Genomic DNA, 15,482 nt, shown 5'->3' with positions numbered 1-15,482 from the left:
TCATCCTCCTGTTATGGCAGCAGTTGGCTTAGCTGCAAATTGCTCAACCAATTGCCCATCAATTAAGGCATAGTGACGCTGACATTGTGCCGCCAGTTTCGGGTCATGCGTGACTAACACCAAAGTTGTGCCCAACTCGCGGTTCAACTCAAATAACAATTGCTCAATTTCAGTTGCAGTTTCCCCATCCAAGTTTCCTGTCGGTTCATCGGCAAAAATAATTTTAGGTTCACGAATTAAAGCGCGTGCAATGGCGACACGTTGTTGCTCACCTCCCGAAAGCACTTTCGGCGTTTGCTGTGCTTGTCGTTCTAAACCCACACGTTTCAGCAAGTTGAGGGCTTTTTGTTCTGCCTCTGCATATTTAAATTTTTCCTGCAAACGTAGTGGCAACATCACATTTTCCAGTGCCGTCAAATGCGGCAATAACTGAAATGACTGGAACACAAAACCAATATGCTTTAAACGAACTTCTGCACGTTGTTCTTCGTTTAATTCTGCAATTGACTCACCACATACCACCAATTTTCCACTGCTGGCCTGATCTAATGTTGCCAAAATACCCAATAAGGTCGATTTTCCTGAACCCGAACGACCTGTAATGGCCACTTGTTCACCTTCCTGAATATCGAAGTTTAAATTCTCAAAAATGGTCAATTGTTTTTGTGCAAGTTGTATCTTTTGTGTCAAATTTTGGGCAGAAATAATCGTTTGTGGCATGATATTAGATTCTTTAGTGTTTTGAGTCATACGTTTCCCATTATGCAAAATCGCAATCTAACTAGTCGTGTCTTCCCGCGTGTGTTGCTGCTCGGACTATGTTTCAGCCCATTCGTGGTATCTGCAAAAACCATTATGATTGTAGGTGACAGCTTAAGTGCAGGTTACGGCATACAACCACAACAAGGTTGGGTTCACTTATTGCAAAAACGTTTAGAACAACAGTATCCGAAACAGCATAAAGTGGTCAATGCAAGTGTCAGTGGCGAAACCACCAGTGGTGCTTTGGCGCGTCTGCCTAAATTGCTGCAGACCCATCGTCCAGACGTTGTAGTCATTGAGTTAGGCGGGAATGATGGCTTACGTGGACAACCACCACAAATGATTCAAAAAAATTTAGCGAACTTAATTCAGCATAGCCAAAAAGCCAAAGCGAAAGTGGTGATTTTTGGGATGAAAATGCCGCCAAATTACGGCTCGGCGTATAGCAAAGCATTTGAAAATAACTATAAAGTGGTGAGTCAGCAATATAAAGTCAAATTACTGCCATTTTTTATGGAAGGTATTGCGGGCAATAAGCAATTGATGCAAAAAGATTTAATTCATCCAAATGCCAAAGCTCAGCCTATTTTGCTAAATAATGCTTATCCATATATCAAAGGCGCTTTATAAAGCGCCTTTGAGGAAAATCTAATTGCTGTGCGGTTCGGATTAAAAATCAAAAAAAACCACTTCACCTGTTTCCAGTGAATATTCTGCACCGACTACTTTCAACTGACCTTGTTCAATCAGGTTTTCTAAAACTGCTGAACCATGACGCAATTGATTTACCGATGCAAATACATTGGAACGTACTGCATGCTTAGACAATTTCGCCAAATCATTTTTCAGTTCAGTCTGCATTAAGGTTTCAACTGAAGGGCGAACACGGTTCACAATCGACATTAAATTTGCCGATGGTGGACAGTCTGGGCACATTAAAGTATCAATTGTCGCTTGAATTGCACCACAGTGACTGTGTCCTAAGACAACAACCACAGCACAGTCATAACGCTCTGCCGCAAATTCAACACTACCTACCTGTGATGGCGCAACCACGTTGCCCGCAACACGAATTACAAAAAGATCACCCAATCCTTGGTCAAATACCATTTCTGCAGGAACACGTGAATCTGAACATCCTAAAATAATGGCAAATGGATTTTGGTCTTCTGCCATTTCTGCACGCTGTTGGTGCGACAATTGCTTCGGATGTCTGGTATCACCAGAAACAAAACGTTGGTTTCCTTGTTTAAGACGTTCTAAAGCTTCTTGAGCTGTTAGCATTCTTGATTTACCACCGATCTTTGAAGTTGCGATATTCTAAAGCCAGTTTTTATGAATGTCACTTGCAAAAAAATATGCAGCTGCGCTTTTCTTTATTCATTTTTGTTATAAATTTTTTCACTTTTTATTGAGATAGGTCACATTTTCTACCAATTTCAAAGCTTTGATCAAAAAAGCAAGGGATGACTTTCATTTTTAAACGCCTACAATAGACAGAATACACTTGTGCAATTAGACCTAAGAGCTAGTGCCTATCATTATTGGAGCCTGTTTTGGGTTCGTCAGGGGAAGACGTTTTCATGATGAAATTTATTCGATCACGTTATCTACATACGACTTTATTGGCTTTGGGACTAAGTACATCTTGCCTTGTGCAAAGCGCTGCGCCCAATCCATATACCTTCACAAAAAACAATAACGCCAGTAACAGCAACGCAACTGAACTTAAACTATTACAAAATCATTTTCAGCAACAGCGCAAACAAGCAGGACTAAGCTCTAAAAGCATTCGTGTTGGAGATGTCGTCTGGAGCTATAACGAAGGTGGCTCGCACAGCAAACCCACAATTTTATTGATTCATGGTTTGGCAGGCACACGTGATAATTGGAACCGTGTCGCGCAATTTTTAACCCCACATTATCATGTGATTATTCCAGATTTACCCAATAGCGGTGACACCAAAACTCCAAGCAATTTTGATAATTCAGTTCCGAATGTAACTTCACAACTGCGTCAATTTATTGAAGCAATTGACTGTGAAGAAAACTTACACGTGGCAGGACATTCTTTAGGCGGCTCAATTGCAACCGTGTATGCCTCGCAATATCCTTTTGATACGCAAAGTTTATTTTTACTCAATAGTGCAGGCATTTATAAACTTGCTAATACGCCTTACACCAAAAATCCATTATCTTTAAATGACTTAATTGTGAGCAAACATGGCGATTTAGCCGACGTCGCCAAACAAATCATGCAAAGCCCGCCTGCCATGACCTCACAAATTCAACATGCGCAAGAAGAAGTCCTGATTTCTCGCTCAGAACAAACCCGTAAAGCAATTGAGCAAATTGTCAAACTCAACCGTATTTATACTCCAGACTCATTTGCACGTTTAGCAGGATCAATTGAAGCACCGACCCTGATTTTATGGGGTAAGCAAGATCGCATTATTAATGTTGAAGTGGCGAAGGAATTACAATCTTTACTCAAACGCGCCGAAACACCTGTGATTCTTAATAATGTTGGACACATGCCGTTATTGGAAGCTGAAAAACAAGTCGCACAATATTATTTGCCGTTTCTGGCTAAAACTCAGAACCTAAAAAACCCACTTGCTGATAAACTGATTCCTCTAAATTAATTATTATATAAAACCTTCATGCAGAAACATCCCATCATTGAGCAACTAATTGAAGCTCAGCTTGATTTTTTAGATCAAGAATTTAACCAAAGTGAAATGGTACAAACTGAATTTATGCAGTTTTACCAATGGTTTCGCAAACAAAGCTTACAAGATTTATGGACATCTGAAGCCATTCATCAACTGATTCAACATCAAATTTTAAATACACCTGCCAGTTCATTTTTAGTGGAACAAATTGCTGAGCATATTCGTTTTGCACTGGTACACCCTGTTAATGACAGCAGTAAAATTGCCGATGTGATACCTGTGCTGACCATCGACAAAATTGCACAATATGTTGCAAGTAAAAGTGGACATCGTCAGCGTTTGATTAAAGCCGTGGTGAATAATCCTGCCTTTGCCGCCATGATTACCCAACTCATTCAACATTCCATTCAGGATTATATGGATAATTCGGTGATCGCCAAAAGCGTGCCTGGCGTATCGCGTTTTATGAAAATGGGTAAATCGGTTTTGGAAAGCGTTACCGATACCAATTTAGACCAGACCATTCAGCATTATTTGCAAAAAAATGTGCAGAAGCTGACTCAAATGAGCGAGTCGGTGCTTAATCAACATTTTGATGAGGAAAAACTGTATCACTTCCAAGCCAATTTATGGCACAAAATTAAAGATTTGCCACTTTCCGTTTTAAAAAACTATATTGAAGTGCAAGACCTATCTCAAACTGTCAATTTAGGACATGAAATTTGGGATCATTTACGCCAAAGTGACTATTTGAAACAGCAAGTGCATGATGGTGTGTATGCGTGGTATGTACGCAATCAAGCACGACCTTTTGATTTGTTATTGCACGACTTAAATATTGATGAAGCGCTAGTCCAACATCAATTACAACAACTGTTAAATCCAGTCATTCAAAAAATGATCGCTGAAGGCTATTTAAAGCAACGTGCGCGCCATTATTTAGAGGAATTTTATTATTCTGAAAAAACACAACAAATTTTAAATCTACAAACGAATGAATAGGGTCTGTTGACAATTTCAGATAAAAAATAACCTCCTAAAATTTAGGAGGTTATTTTTAAGCGAGGCTTAGAGCTTATTTAAAATAAGCACCTTCAGATTGACTGTGGTCAGTCTGATCCACCACACGCATCAATTCAGGTACGTGTTGTTTCAAGGTTGTTTCAACACCTTGCTTTAAAGTCACATCAATCGCTGAACATCCTTGGCAACCGCCACCAAATTTCAATACTGCAGTTAAGCCGTGTTCTTCATCTTCAACCACTTCAACCAAAGCACAGTTACCACCATGCCCTGCTAAACCTGGGTTAATTTCAGACTGTAAAACATAAGTAATGCGTTCTTCTACTGAAGCATCTGGGCCTACGCGTGGCACTTTTGAGTTCGGTGCACGGAAAGTCAATTGACCACCAAAACGGTCTTTGTTGTAGTCAATTACGGCATCCAATAAATACGGAATAGACGGCGTATCAATAAATGCAGGAAAGTCTGGATATTCCTGTTTGTAGTCTGTAGGTACAACTTCATCGGGCGCACTATAAGCCATGCAACATTCAGCACGCGGTGTACCAGGATTTTCCACAAAAACACGCACACCAATACCCGGTGTATTTTGCTTTGCCAATAAATCCTTCAAATACTCTTGAGCAGTTGGCGTAATCAATAAGTTTGGAATTTCATCTACAACTGCTGTGCTGCTGTTCTCAGTCGACATAACAATAATTTCCTCAAGCTGAAGTGGCTATTTTAACTGAAGATGCGGGGGAATAAAAAAAAATCAACCAAAATTGTCGGATTTATTCCTAAAGTTCGACTCAAACTCAGTTTTGATGCATTATTACAGCAGAATTCAAGTAAAAGAATAGGCGTTTATGCTCGATTTACCTTTTAATCATACCGTGACCATTATCATTATTACGGTCATTGTGTCTATGTTGGCGTTTTCCAAACAAGAATTAATGAATCGTCTGATTTTTTGGCCGCCTGCTATGCAACGTGGTCAATATGACCGCTTCATTACCCATGGTTTTGTGCATGCCGATGGTGCGCATTTGCTGTTCAATATGATTACCCTGTTTTTCTTTGGCAGCATTATTGAAAGTTTTTATCGCCAATACGTCTATGATTTAGGCTTTGTTTTATTCTATTTGGGTGGTTTAATCGCCGCGATTATTCCAAGTTATTTAAAGCATAAAAATGACCATCGTTGGGCCAGCTTAGGCGCATCTGGTGCTGTATCTGCGGTGTTGTTTGCCTATATTTTGTTTGAGCCGTGGAAGTTGATTTTCGTGTTCTTTATTCCAGTGCCTGCCATTATTTTTGCAATACTGTATGTAGCGTATAGCATTTGGTCGGGTAAACGCGGCAATTCCAATATTAATCACAGTGCGCATTTATGGGGTGCGGCCTATGGTGTGATTGTGACTATTTTAATTGAACCACGCATCTTGCCTCACTTCCTGAATAAACTGGCGCAACTGCCGTTTTAACTTTTGAAACTATAACGACTCGGTACATCTACCACTGAGTCGTTGCTACTTTAAAGAATTTTCAAATCCGTCAATAGACTGCTTTCATAAATCCGCTTAACACCATCATTTATTGCCTCTCATCTTCAGCCTCTCTCATTGGGAAAAACGACTTTCAATCGTCATTTTATGAACTGCTGATAAGTATTTTTGATTGATGAAAGCATCTGAATGATCCAATACAGCATAAAGCACACAACAAATAACATGCAGTTACTCGACAAGCACTTATACTAAGAATATAAAGACTAAAACTATCAAGCAATCAGGAGTCAGCCATGAAAAAGTTTGCACTTCTAAGCGCCCTGTTACTCAGTCTAGGATTAAGCGCCTGTGCCGTACATACCCCTGAAGGCAGTGTGGTGATTGATCCTGACCGCACGATCTACCCGAAAGGCTATTATCCACACCAACATCCGCATGGTGATGGTGATTTTTGTCCTCCAGGTCAGGCGAAAAAAGGACGTTGTTAAGCTGTTGGTCTGAGTGAATAAAACATTGTTGATACAGCATCAGACTCATTTATGATTCGAACCTAGACATTTAAACACTAACCTTTAAATCTCAACAACATTTCATTCACATTAAAAACCTTTACACTTCGTGAAGGTTTTTTTATTCAAATTTCACTCAATTTTGGTAGTTTTTGCTACCCCATATCGCAACTTGGCATAGATAATGTATACATCTGTATATTAATTTCAATTTAGTTTGCGAGTTTTTGCATGTCCACTTCTTACGATGGCTTACAGTTTCCAATTCATCCAGAAAATCATAAACCCAGCACCTCAAGCACGGGCAAACAAATTATTGCCGAAGCCTTAGCCACAGTCGATCATCAAAGCTCAGTCGATGCTTTGGCAGAAAAAAACTGGCGTAAACACTATCCAAAATACTTTAAAGCCCTCGTGACCAATGGTATTCGTGAACAAGCTAACGCAATTCAAATTGCAGAAGATGGTTTAAGAAAAGCGCATCAAAGTTTTGAGTTTTATCGTCATGAGCAAAAATATGTGCTGAAAGATGTCATGCTCTTGCCTACTGAAACTTTACATACCTTTAAATTACAAGGCAGCAGCCAAGCAGCACCCGAATGGTATGTGCCGTATCGTGGGCAAAAGTTACAAGGTCAAGCTCTACTAGATCAAATTGCAATTTGGCTAGCAGCAGGCATTATTGAACCAAGTCATGCCGAAGCGTTAAATGCTGCAATGGCGCATCCTGAATGGTTTGATTTGTCTGACCGTAACATGGTGCTATTTGGTGCAGCTTCAGAAGCAGGGCCACTCACATGGTTAGCCAAATGGAAAGCCAATATTATTGCAGTCGATTTACCAAATAGCCGTGTGTGGAATAAAATTTTAAGCACTGTGCAACAAGGCAATGCCACCTTATATGCACCCAGTACAACACAACTCGCGGCAGATACCCCACTTGATATTTTAACAGAACAGTTGGGTGCAAATCTACTGACACAAACCCCAGAAATTGCACAATGGTTAGCTCAAAAACCTGAAACGCTAGATTTAGCAGCCATTGCCTATTTAGATGGTGAAAAACACGTGCGTGTTGCGATGGCGATGGATGCCATTATGCAATATGTCAGCGAACACAAAGCTGATAGCAGCCTTATGTTTATGTGTACCCCAACCGATGTTTATGCCGTTCCTGAAGAAGTGATTAGCGCATCGGCAGAGAAGTTTCAGCAGCGTTCACAAGGGCAAAAGCTACTCACCAAAAGTATTGAAACCATTTCACGCAGTCATTTCTTCCAAAAGAATCTGCATAATTTAATTGCTTCAGACAATGGTCAACATTATGGTATTGCCGACTGTTTGGTGGTTGAACAAGGGCCAAACTATGCTTTAGCAAAACGCATCCAGCAATGGCGTGCAATTTTAGCGCGTCATCAAGGACAGCATGTCAGCATCAATATTGCACCTTCGACCACCACACACTCTGTGACCAAAAATCCATTACTCAAAGCAGCATTTAGTGGCGCAAGTTTGTTTGATGTTGAAGCATTTAGCCCTGAAACCACCAATGCGATTATGGCGGCATTGTGGATTCATGACTTACGCAATCCAAACTCGGCAGCCAATCCTGAAGTGAAACTTGAGCATCCGCTCGAATTGATGATGGAAGGTGCGAACCATGGTGGATTGTGGCGCGTGGCGTATTTGGCACGAACGGCCCTACCTTTCGCTGCGCTCTATGGCTTTGCTGCAGATAAATTACCACTGGACAAAGTCATCCAAAAATTTAAAAAGTAATGTAAACCGCTAATCTATCTATTCAAAAACTTGCCTGCAAATATTTCTCTAGACTGATCTGCAGGTATAAAAAAAGCGCTGTATCATCACAGCGCTTTTTTCAACCACTCAAAAAAGTTGAGAATGGATTAAAACACTTTTAAGAACAACCAGAACAAGCTACCCGATAAACAAATTGTCGCAGGTAAAGTGAAAATCCAAGCCGAAAGAATTGTACGCACCATTTGGAAATTCAGACCCGATTTATTTGCCACCATGGTACCTGCCACCGCACTGTTCAGTACGTGTGTAGTTGAAACTGGCATCCCCAAACCATCTGCAGCAGCAATAGTTGACATTGCCACAAGCTCGGCAGACATACCTTGACCATAAGTCATGTGCTGCTTACCGATACGTTCACCAACAGTCACCACAATACGTTTCCAGCCGACCATCGTACCCAAGCCTAGTGCTAAGGCAACGGCAACTTTGACCCAAGTTGGAATGTATTGTAAGAATGAATCTAAATGGCTGCGGTAGCTTTTAACCACTTTTTTCTGTTCTTCCGACATTTCAGGCAAGGCATTGGCTTTGTCTAAACGCTTGAATGAAGTCGTGCTTAAATACATATCATTACGCATTTCTGCTACTTCAGCTTCAGGCACATCTTTCAAGTTGCCATATTGACCCACACGCTCACCCAAATGGTCAGTTAAGCTTGCCAAAGCAGGCACGACTTCAGGGGTAATTTCTTTGGTCTGAATATAGCTAGTGATGACCTGACGTGCTTTTTCATCTGGCATATCGACATGTTGTGCATAAATCACATCAGCTGTTTGCGTTGAAAGCTGTTGGAACGATTGAATGTGGTTTTGGTCTAACTCTTTATTTAACGAGTACGCCAACGGTACAATCCCGATCAAAATCAACATGATTAAACCCATGCCTTTTTGACCATCGTTTGAACCATGCGCAAAACTTACCCCAGTACAAGTAAAAATTAGAATGGCACGAATCAGTGGTGGTGGTGGCTTATTGCCTTCAGGTGGCTGGAACAACTCCATTTGTTTCTTGAAGATTTTTTTCACCAAGAAGAACAAAATCGCAGCAAAAGCAAAACCAATCAGTGGCGAGAACAATAAAGCCTTGCCCACTTTCATGACTTGTTCCATATCTACACCACTTGCACCCGCACCTGAGTTAATCAAGTAGTTCATAATCCCCACACCTAAAATCGAACCGATTAAAGTGTGCGAACTTGAAGCAGGAATACCGAAGTACCACGTTCCCAAGTTCCAGACAATCGCGGCAATCAACATGGCAAAAACCATGGCAAAGCCTGCGCCTGAACCGACATTCATAATTAGTTCGACTGGAAGTAAGGCAATAATACCGTAGGCAACTGCACCACTGGCGACCATCACCCCAAGGAAGTTACAGAAACCCGCCCACATTACTGCCACAGGTGCAGACAAGGCATTAGTATAAATGACCGTTGCCACTGCGTTGGCTGTGTCGTGGAAACCATTCACAAATTCAAAGCCTAAGGCAATGAATAAAGCGGTCGCCAATAAAATCACCGAGTACATACTCAGCGCAGGCACGTGGGATAAGTCCGCAGACAATTGGAAACCAATATAAATAAGGGTAGAAACGATGATCGTTAAAAACACCGGCATAAAAAATTTCGGTGTAGGCACATGAACATTGGTCGATTTAGTGGTCGACTTGTGTGCTGAATCTACAGGAGTTGGATTAGAATTCATGCAAGCAGAAAAGAGGATTTAAAATCCCCTTATTGTTCAATTAAATTGTGACAATTATATGACAAAGAGCTGTTATATAAAGCAACTTTCATACTTTATTTTCACACTTTAAGCTGTATTTTTTGTGCATAAAATTAAAATTAACTTTTAAATTTAAACACTTAGAATAAATAAACCTACTTTTCTTATGCCATTCTCTCAAATTTAGATTGTTACACCTTTGTCATATTTGCCTAAAGTGTCAGACAAAATTCACCGTGAGCCAATTTTGCCTGAGCAATATGACAAAGCGATGACGCATCAAAGTAAAATCAAAATTAGAATGTTCCTCATCACAACTTTTATTTAGGTTCAAAAGCTACAGCAAAATCCTAAAAATACTGCTTTATGCACTATTTTTACGACTTCCACTCTCTCTGGTCGCTTCAAGTGCACGAAAGCCGTGCGAACTCTGCTAAAATAGCGCTCATTTCGGATTCAGTCATAAAGGGTTTTTTATGTCCACGCTTACCACCCTGAAAGCGCTTCTTGCCCAAAGAATTTTAATTATCGATGGTGCTATGGGTACTATGATTCAACGCCATCAATTGGAAGAAGCCGATTATCGTGGTGAGCGTTTTGCAGATTGGGCACATGACCTCAAAGGCAACAATGATTTATTGGTACTGACCCAACCGCACATTATTCAGGGTATTCACGAAGCCTACTTAGATGCGGGTGCAGACATTATTGAAACCAACAGCTTTAACGGCACACGCGTTTCTATGTCTGACTATCACATGGAAGATTTGGTTCCAGAAATTAACCGCGAAGCAGCGCGTTTAGCCAAAGCTGCCTGTGAAAAATATTCAACACCAGACAAACCACGTTTTGTGGCAGGTGTACTTGGGCCAACATCGCGTACCTGTTCAATTTCACCAAATGTAAACGACCCTGCATTTCGTAACATTAGCTTTGATGCACTCAAAGAAAACTATATTGAAGCTGCGCATGCCTTAATTGAAGGTGGTGCAGATATCCTGCTCATTGAAACTGTATTTGACACCTTAAACTGTAAAGCTGCGATTTTTGCGGTCAAAGAAGTGTTTAAACAGCTCGGGCGTGAATTGCCGTTGATGATTTCAGGTACCATTACCGATGCTTCAGGACGTACCTTAACGGGTCAAACTGCAGAAGCTTTCTGGAACTCGGTACGTCATGGCGATTTACTTTCAATTGGTTTTAACTGTGCTTTGGGCGCAGATGCCATGCGTCCACACGTTAAAACCGTTTCAGACGTTGCCGATGTGTTTGTTTCTGCACACCCGAACGCGGGCTTACCCAACGCATTTGGTGGTTATGATGAAACGCCTGAAGAAACCGCAGCTTTCCTCAAAGAATTTGCTGAAAGCGGCTTGATCAATATTACAGGCGGTTGCTGTGGTACAACGCCTGATCATATCCGCGCGATTTACAATGCGGTAAAAGACATTCCACCGCGTAAAATTCCAGAGATTAAACCTGCATGCCGTTTAAGTGGTTTAGAACCATTTAACATTTATGATGACTCTTTATTTGTAAACGTGGGCGAACGTACCAACGTCACAGGTTCTAAAAAATTCCTGCGTTTAATTCGTGAAGAAAACTTTGCCGAAGCCTTAGATGTTGCTCGTCAACAGGTAGAAAGCGGTGCGCAAATCATCGACATCAACATGGATGAAGGCATGCTCGATTCAGAAGGTGCGATGGTGCACTTCCTGAACTTGGTGGCATCTGAGCCTGATATTTCTCGCGTACCTATCATGATTGACTCCTCTAAATGGGAAATCATTGAAGCAGGCTTGAAATGCGTACAAGGTAAAGCCATTGTCAACTCTATTTCCTTAAAAGAAGGTTATGACGAGTTTGTCGAAAAAGCCCGCCTCTGCCGCCAATACGGCGCAGCTGTCATTGTTATGGCCTTTGACGAAGTCGGACAAGCCGATACTGTGGCACGTAAGCGCGAAATTTGTAAACGCTCTTATGACGTTTTGGTCAATGATGTTGGCTTCCCTGCCGAAGACATTATTTTTGACCCGAACGTGTTTGCAGTTGCGACAGGTATTGAAGAACACAACAACTACGCAGTCGATTTTATTGAAGCCACAGGCTGGATTAAACAAAACCTGCCGCATGCCATGATTTCAGGCGGTGTATCGAACGTATCTTTCTCATTCCGTGGTAACGAACCTGTACGTGAAGCCATTCACGCGGTATTCCTATATCACGCTATTCAGCAAGGCATGACCATGGGGATTGTCAACGCAGGTCAGTTGGCAATTTACGATGACATCCCGAAAGAACTGAAAGAAGCAGTTGAAGCCGTTATTCTGAACCAGAACCAAGGTGAAAGCGGTCAGGATGCCACAGAAAAACTGCTAGAAGTGGCAGAAAAATATCGTGGTCAATCAGGCGCACAAAAAGCCGAAGAAAACTTAGAATGGCGTAGTGAATCTGTCGAAAAACGTCTTGAGTACGCTTTAGTTAAAGGCATCACCACCTTTATTAATGAAGACACCGAAGAAGCGCGCCTGAAAGCCAAACGTCCATTAGATGTGATTGAAGGCCCGTTAATGGATGGCATGAACGTGGTCGGTGACTTGTTTGGTGCAGGTAAAATGTTCCTGCCACAAGTGGTGAAATCTGCCCGTGTGATGAAACAAGCCGTTGCATGGCTCAACCCGTACATCGAAGCTGAAAAAACCGAAGGTCAGTCTAAAGGTAAAGTCTTGATGGCAACGGTAAAAGGCGACGTTCACGACATTGGTAAAAATATTGTGGGCGTAGTCTTGGGCTGTAATGGATACGATATTGTCGATCTCGGTGTGATGGTACCTGCAGAAAAAATCCTGCAAACTGCCATTGACGAAAAAGTCGATATCATTGGCTTGTCTGGTCTGATTACCCCATCTTTAGATGAAATGGTTTTTGTTGCCAAAGAAATGCAGCGTAAAGGCTTTAACATTCCATTGTTGATTGGTGGCGCAACCACATCTAAAGCACATACTGCAGTTAAAATTGATCCACAGTTCTCAAATGATGCAGTGATTTATGTTGCCGATGCTTCGCGTGCCGTTGGTGTTGCGACAACCTTACTCTCCCCTGAAATGAAACCTGCTTTTGTTGCAGAGCATCGTGCGGAATACGCTAAAATTCGTGAACGTATTGCCAATAAGCAACCAAAAGCTGCGAAATTGTCGTATGCAGAAGCCATCGACAATGGTTTAAAAATTGATTGGGACAACTACACGCCTGCAGTACCAAAATTAATTGGTACACAAGTGCTGACCAATTACCCGCTTGAAACCTTGTTGCCATACTTTGACTGGACACCATTCTTTATTTCTTGGAGTTTGGCGGGCAAATTCCCGAAAATTCTGGAAGATGAAGTGGTGGGCGAAGCTGCAACCGACTTATATAACCAAGCGCAAGCCATGCTCAAAGATATTATTGCAAATAATCGCTTTGATGCACGTGCAGTCTTTGGGATTTACCCTGCCAACCGTTCTGCGGCAGATTCAGTACAAGTATATGATGCAGCACGTAATCAAGTAACGCATACCTTCCATCATATTCGTCAACAGTCAGACAAAGTCACAGGTAAACCAAACTTGTCTTTGGCAGACTTTGTCGCAACTACAGAGCAAGGGCAAGATTACTTGGGCGGCTTTACCGTGTCGATTTTTGGTGCGGAAGAAATGGCCAATGAGTTTAAAGCCAAAGGCGATGACTATTCTGCCATTTTGGTGCAGTCTTTGGGTGACCGTTTTGCAGAAGCATTTGCAGAGCATTTGCATGAGCGTATTCGTAAAGAATTCTGGGGCTATCAGCCGAATGAGCAGCTAAGCAATGAAGAGCTGATTAAAGAGAAATATGTAGGGATTCGTCCTGCACCAGGCTATCCTGCGTGCCCTGAGCACTCTGAAAAAGCCACACTGTTTAACTGGTTAGGTTCGACTGAAAAGATTGGCACACAGCTTACGAGCAGCTTTGCAATGTGGCCGCCTTCATCTGTGAGCGGCTTCTACTATGCCAACCCTGCTTCTGAGTACTTTAACGCGGGTAAAATCTCGTTAGATCAGCTTGAAGATTATGCACAGCGTAAAGGCTGGAGTTTAGATGAAGCGAAGCGTTGGTTAGCTCCAAACTTGGATGATTCGATTAATTAAGTGCATTGCGCTGCATGGGTGGTTCATCTGCCCATGCGCTATATAATGTCATTTCAAAAGCCAGTGAATTGTAAAATTCACTGGTTTTTTGTTTAATGGGACAGTTCGTTATTTAGTCTGAGGTTATTGAGTGATTAGTCTGTTAGAGGTGTTTTTCACCTTTACACAATGGGTAAGGCATTCAGCTAAACGAACCCCACAGAGAGAACAAAGCGACTACTATTAAGTTAGTAGCCGCTTTTCCACCTATTTTGCCTTGTGATGAATGGAGAGTAATTACTATTCATCAACAATCATCAGTAGAGGTTATAGCTACTCCTAAACAGCTATTGAAGTGACTTTCTTTGCACCACCAAGAACTGCTGCAATTTTAATCAAACCGATATAAGATAAAAAAATCTCTGAATCGGCAAAATAGTTTGGATAAGCTTCTTTTAATCCCCCAATAGCATTCGTTGAAAGAAGTGCAACTATCCATTTTTCATCTTTTGATAATAATTGCTCATATTGACTATATCTTTGAGAAGCCAATGTTTGCTCTGAGTTTGCAAAAAATTCATGTTCAATCTTTCTTGTCTGCACATTAAGTCGAATTAGTATAAATCCATCCCTGCTGTTTTTTGCAGTCAATACAGTATTCAAATCATTTAAAGTAACACAATAGGTTTTTAAATGGTTTTCTATAGTGATTCCACCTACAGAGCGATCCATAAAATTTTTTATATCAATACATTGATTTATAAGGTGTTGGGTCTGAACAACTTTAGTTAAATATTCTTTTGTTAACTGACCTTTATCATTCTCAAGAAAACCTTTCAAATTTTCAATAATTTGAAATTGATCACTTACATCTTTAAAAAATTTTTTATAATCATAAAGACCATCATTACTTTTTAGATCTTGCCCTGTAAAAATATCAACAATTTCTAATGTTGTTGCCCAACTATGCTGAAGTTTAGTACGAATTTGAAATTCAATTTTTCTTTCTTCATTTAACTTATTGTTAAACTTACCAACTATGTGTATGCATCTATACCCATCATTTTTGGGGTTAAGTATGTAGTTGTCCATTTTTATAAATTTTCCATCATTATAAAAACAATGTTCATTTGCTAAAACTTTAAAAATAGCATTTACTTGTTTTAAATTTTCAACAACTACTCTTATACCAAGAGATGGATCCGTAAATTTGAACAACTCCTATAAGTGATATTCTGCTCCTCAAATGATGTTATAAACATCAATATATGGAGTATTTTATGGCACGTAGACCAAGAAGAAATCATTCAAATGATTTTAAAGCTAAGGTAGC

The 15,482-nt window shown here is 40.8% G+C and carries 12 protein-coding genes; 7 read left to right on the top strand and 5 right to left on the bottom strand.

Features of this window, described 5'->3' with window-relative positions; all coding sequences use genetic code 11:
- Positions 1–750: an ABC transporter ATP-binding protein gene (locus tag FTV52_RS10855; protein ID WP_004972026.1), complete on the bottom strand. Its 750-nt coding sequence runs from the start codon at positions 748–750 to the stop codon at positions 1–3.
- A gap of 12 nt (positions 751–762) precedes the next feature.
- Here FTV52_RS10855 and FTV52_RS10850 point away from each other — a divergent pair, with 12 nt between their 5' ends.
- The gene (locus tag FTV52_RS10850) at positions 763–1,392 is read left to right on the top strand and encodes an arylesterase (RefSeq protein ID WP_004972029.1); all 630 of its coding nucleotides are present in this window, start codon (positions 763–765) and stop codon (positions 1,390–1,392) included.
- 39 nt (positions 1,393–1,431) lie between these two features.
- Here FTV52_RS10850 and FTV52_RS10845 read toward each other — a convergent pair whose 3' ends face one another.
- Positions 1,432–2,046: a carbonic anhydrase gene (locus FTV52_RS10845; RefSeq protein ID WP_004972031.1), complete on the bottom strand. Its 615-nt coding sequence runs from the start codon at positions 2,044–2,046 to the stop codon at positions 1,432–1,434.
- A gap of 299 nt (positions 2,047–2,345) precedes the next feature.
- Between FTV52_RS10845 and FTV52_RS10840 the strand changes: the two genes are divergently transcribed.
- Positions 2,346–3,407 (top strand): alpha/beta fold hydrolase, encoded by a 1,062-nt coding sequence (locus FTV52_RS10840; protein ID WP_026438298.1) that lies wholly within the window; start codon positions 2,346–2,348, stop codon positions 3,405–3,407.
- Positions 3,408–3,425: 18 nt separating this feature from the next.
- Positions 3,426–4,439, top strand: a complete 1,014-nt coding sequence (locus FTV52_RS10835; protein WP_179990800.1) for a hypothetical protein — start codon at positions 3,426–3,428, stop codon at positions 4,437–4,439.
- A gap of 73 nt (positions 4,440–4,512) precedes the next feature.
- Here the strand turns inward: FTV52_RS10835 and nfuA are convergent, their stop codons facing one another.
- Positions 4,513–5,151 (bottom strand): Fe-S biogenesis protein NfuA, encoded by a 639-nt coding sequence (gene nfuA / locus FTV52_RS10830; protein WP_096900978.1) that lies wholly within the window; start codon positions 5,149–5,151, stop codon positions 4,513–4,515.
- 157 nt (positions 5,152–5,308) lie between these two features.
- Between nfuA and FTV52_RS10825 the strand changes: the two genes are divergently transcribed.
- From FTV52_RS10825 to FTV52_RS10815, 3 genes are all read left to right on the top strand, one after another.
- Positions 5,309–5,926: a rhomboid family intramembrane serine protease gene (locus FTV52_RS10825; RefSeq protein WP_004972041.1), complete on the top strand. Its 618-nt coding sequence runs from the start codon at positions 5,309–5,311 to the stop codon at positions 5,924–5,926.
- A 317-nt stretch (positions 5,927–6,243) separates the two neighbouring features.
- Positions 6,244–6,438 (top strand): hypothetical protein, encoded by a 195-nt coding sequence (locus FTV52_RS10820; protein ID WP_004972042.1) that lies wholly within the window; start codon positions 6,244–6,246, stop codon positions 6,436–6,438.
- A 252-nt stretch (positions 6,439–6,690) separates the two neighbouring features.
- On the top strand, positions 6,691–8,238 hold the full coding sequence (locus FTV52_RS10815; protein WP_004972044.1) for a hypothetical protein: 1,548 nt from the start codon (positions 6,691–6,693) through the stop codon (positions 8,236–8,238).
- 128 nt (positions 8,239–8,366) lie between these two features.
- Here FTV52_RS10815 and FTV52_RS10810 read toward each other — a convergent pair whose 3' ends face one another.
- The gene (locus tag FTV52_RS10810) at positions 8,367–9,983 is read right to left on the bottom strand and encodes an inorganic phosphate transporter (RefSeq protein WP_154320948.1); all 1,617 of its coding nucleotides are present in this window, start codon (positions 9,981–9,983) and stop codon (positions 8,367–8,369) included.
- Positions 9,984–10,480: 497 nt separating this feature from the next.
- On the opposite strand from FTV52_RS10810, the gene metH reads away from it, so the two are divergent.
- On the top strand, positions 10,481–14,170 hold the full coding sequence (gene metH, locus FTV52_RS10805; protein WP_131261618.1) for a methionine synthase: 3,690 nt from the start codon (positions 10,481–10,483) through the stop codon (positions 14,168–14,170).
- 318 nt (positions 14,171–14,488) lie between these two features.
- On the opposite strand, the gene FTV52_RS10800 is transcribed toward metH, so the two are convergent.
- Positions 14,489–15,367, bottom strand: coding sequence for a RelA/SpoT domain-containing protein (locus FTV52_RS10800; RefSeq protein WP_179990799.1), 879 nt, complete (start codon positions 15,365–15,367; stop codon positions 14,489–14,491).
- Positions 15,368–15,482: the final 115 nt, after the last annotated feature.

Origin of the sequence: Acinetobacter sp. YH1901141, assembly GCF_013416935.1 — a bacterium.
Lineage (GTDB): Bacteria > Pseudomonadota > Gammaproteobacteria > Pseudomonadales > Moraxellaceae > Acinetobacter > Acinetobacter towneri.
Note: the sequence above shows the minus strand (reverse complement) of the source record. Positions and strands in the feature narration are given on the sequence as shown.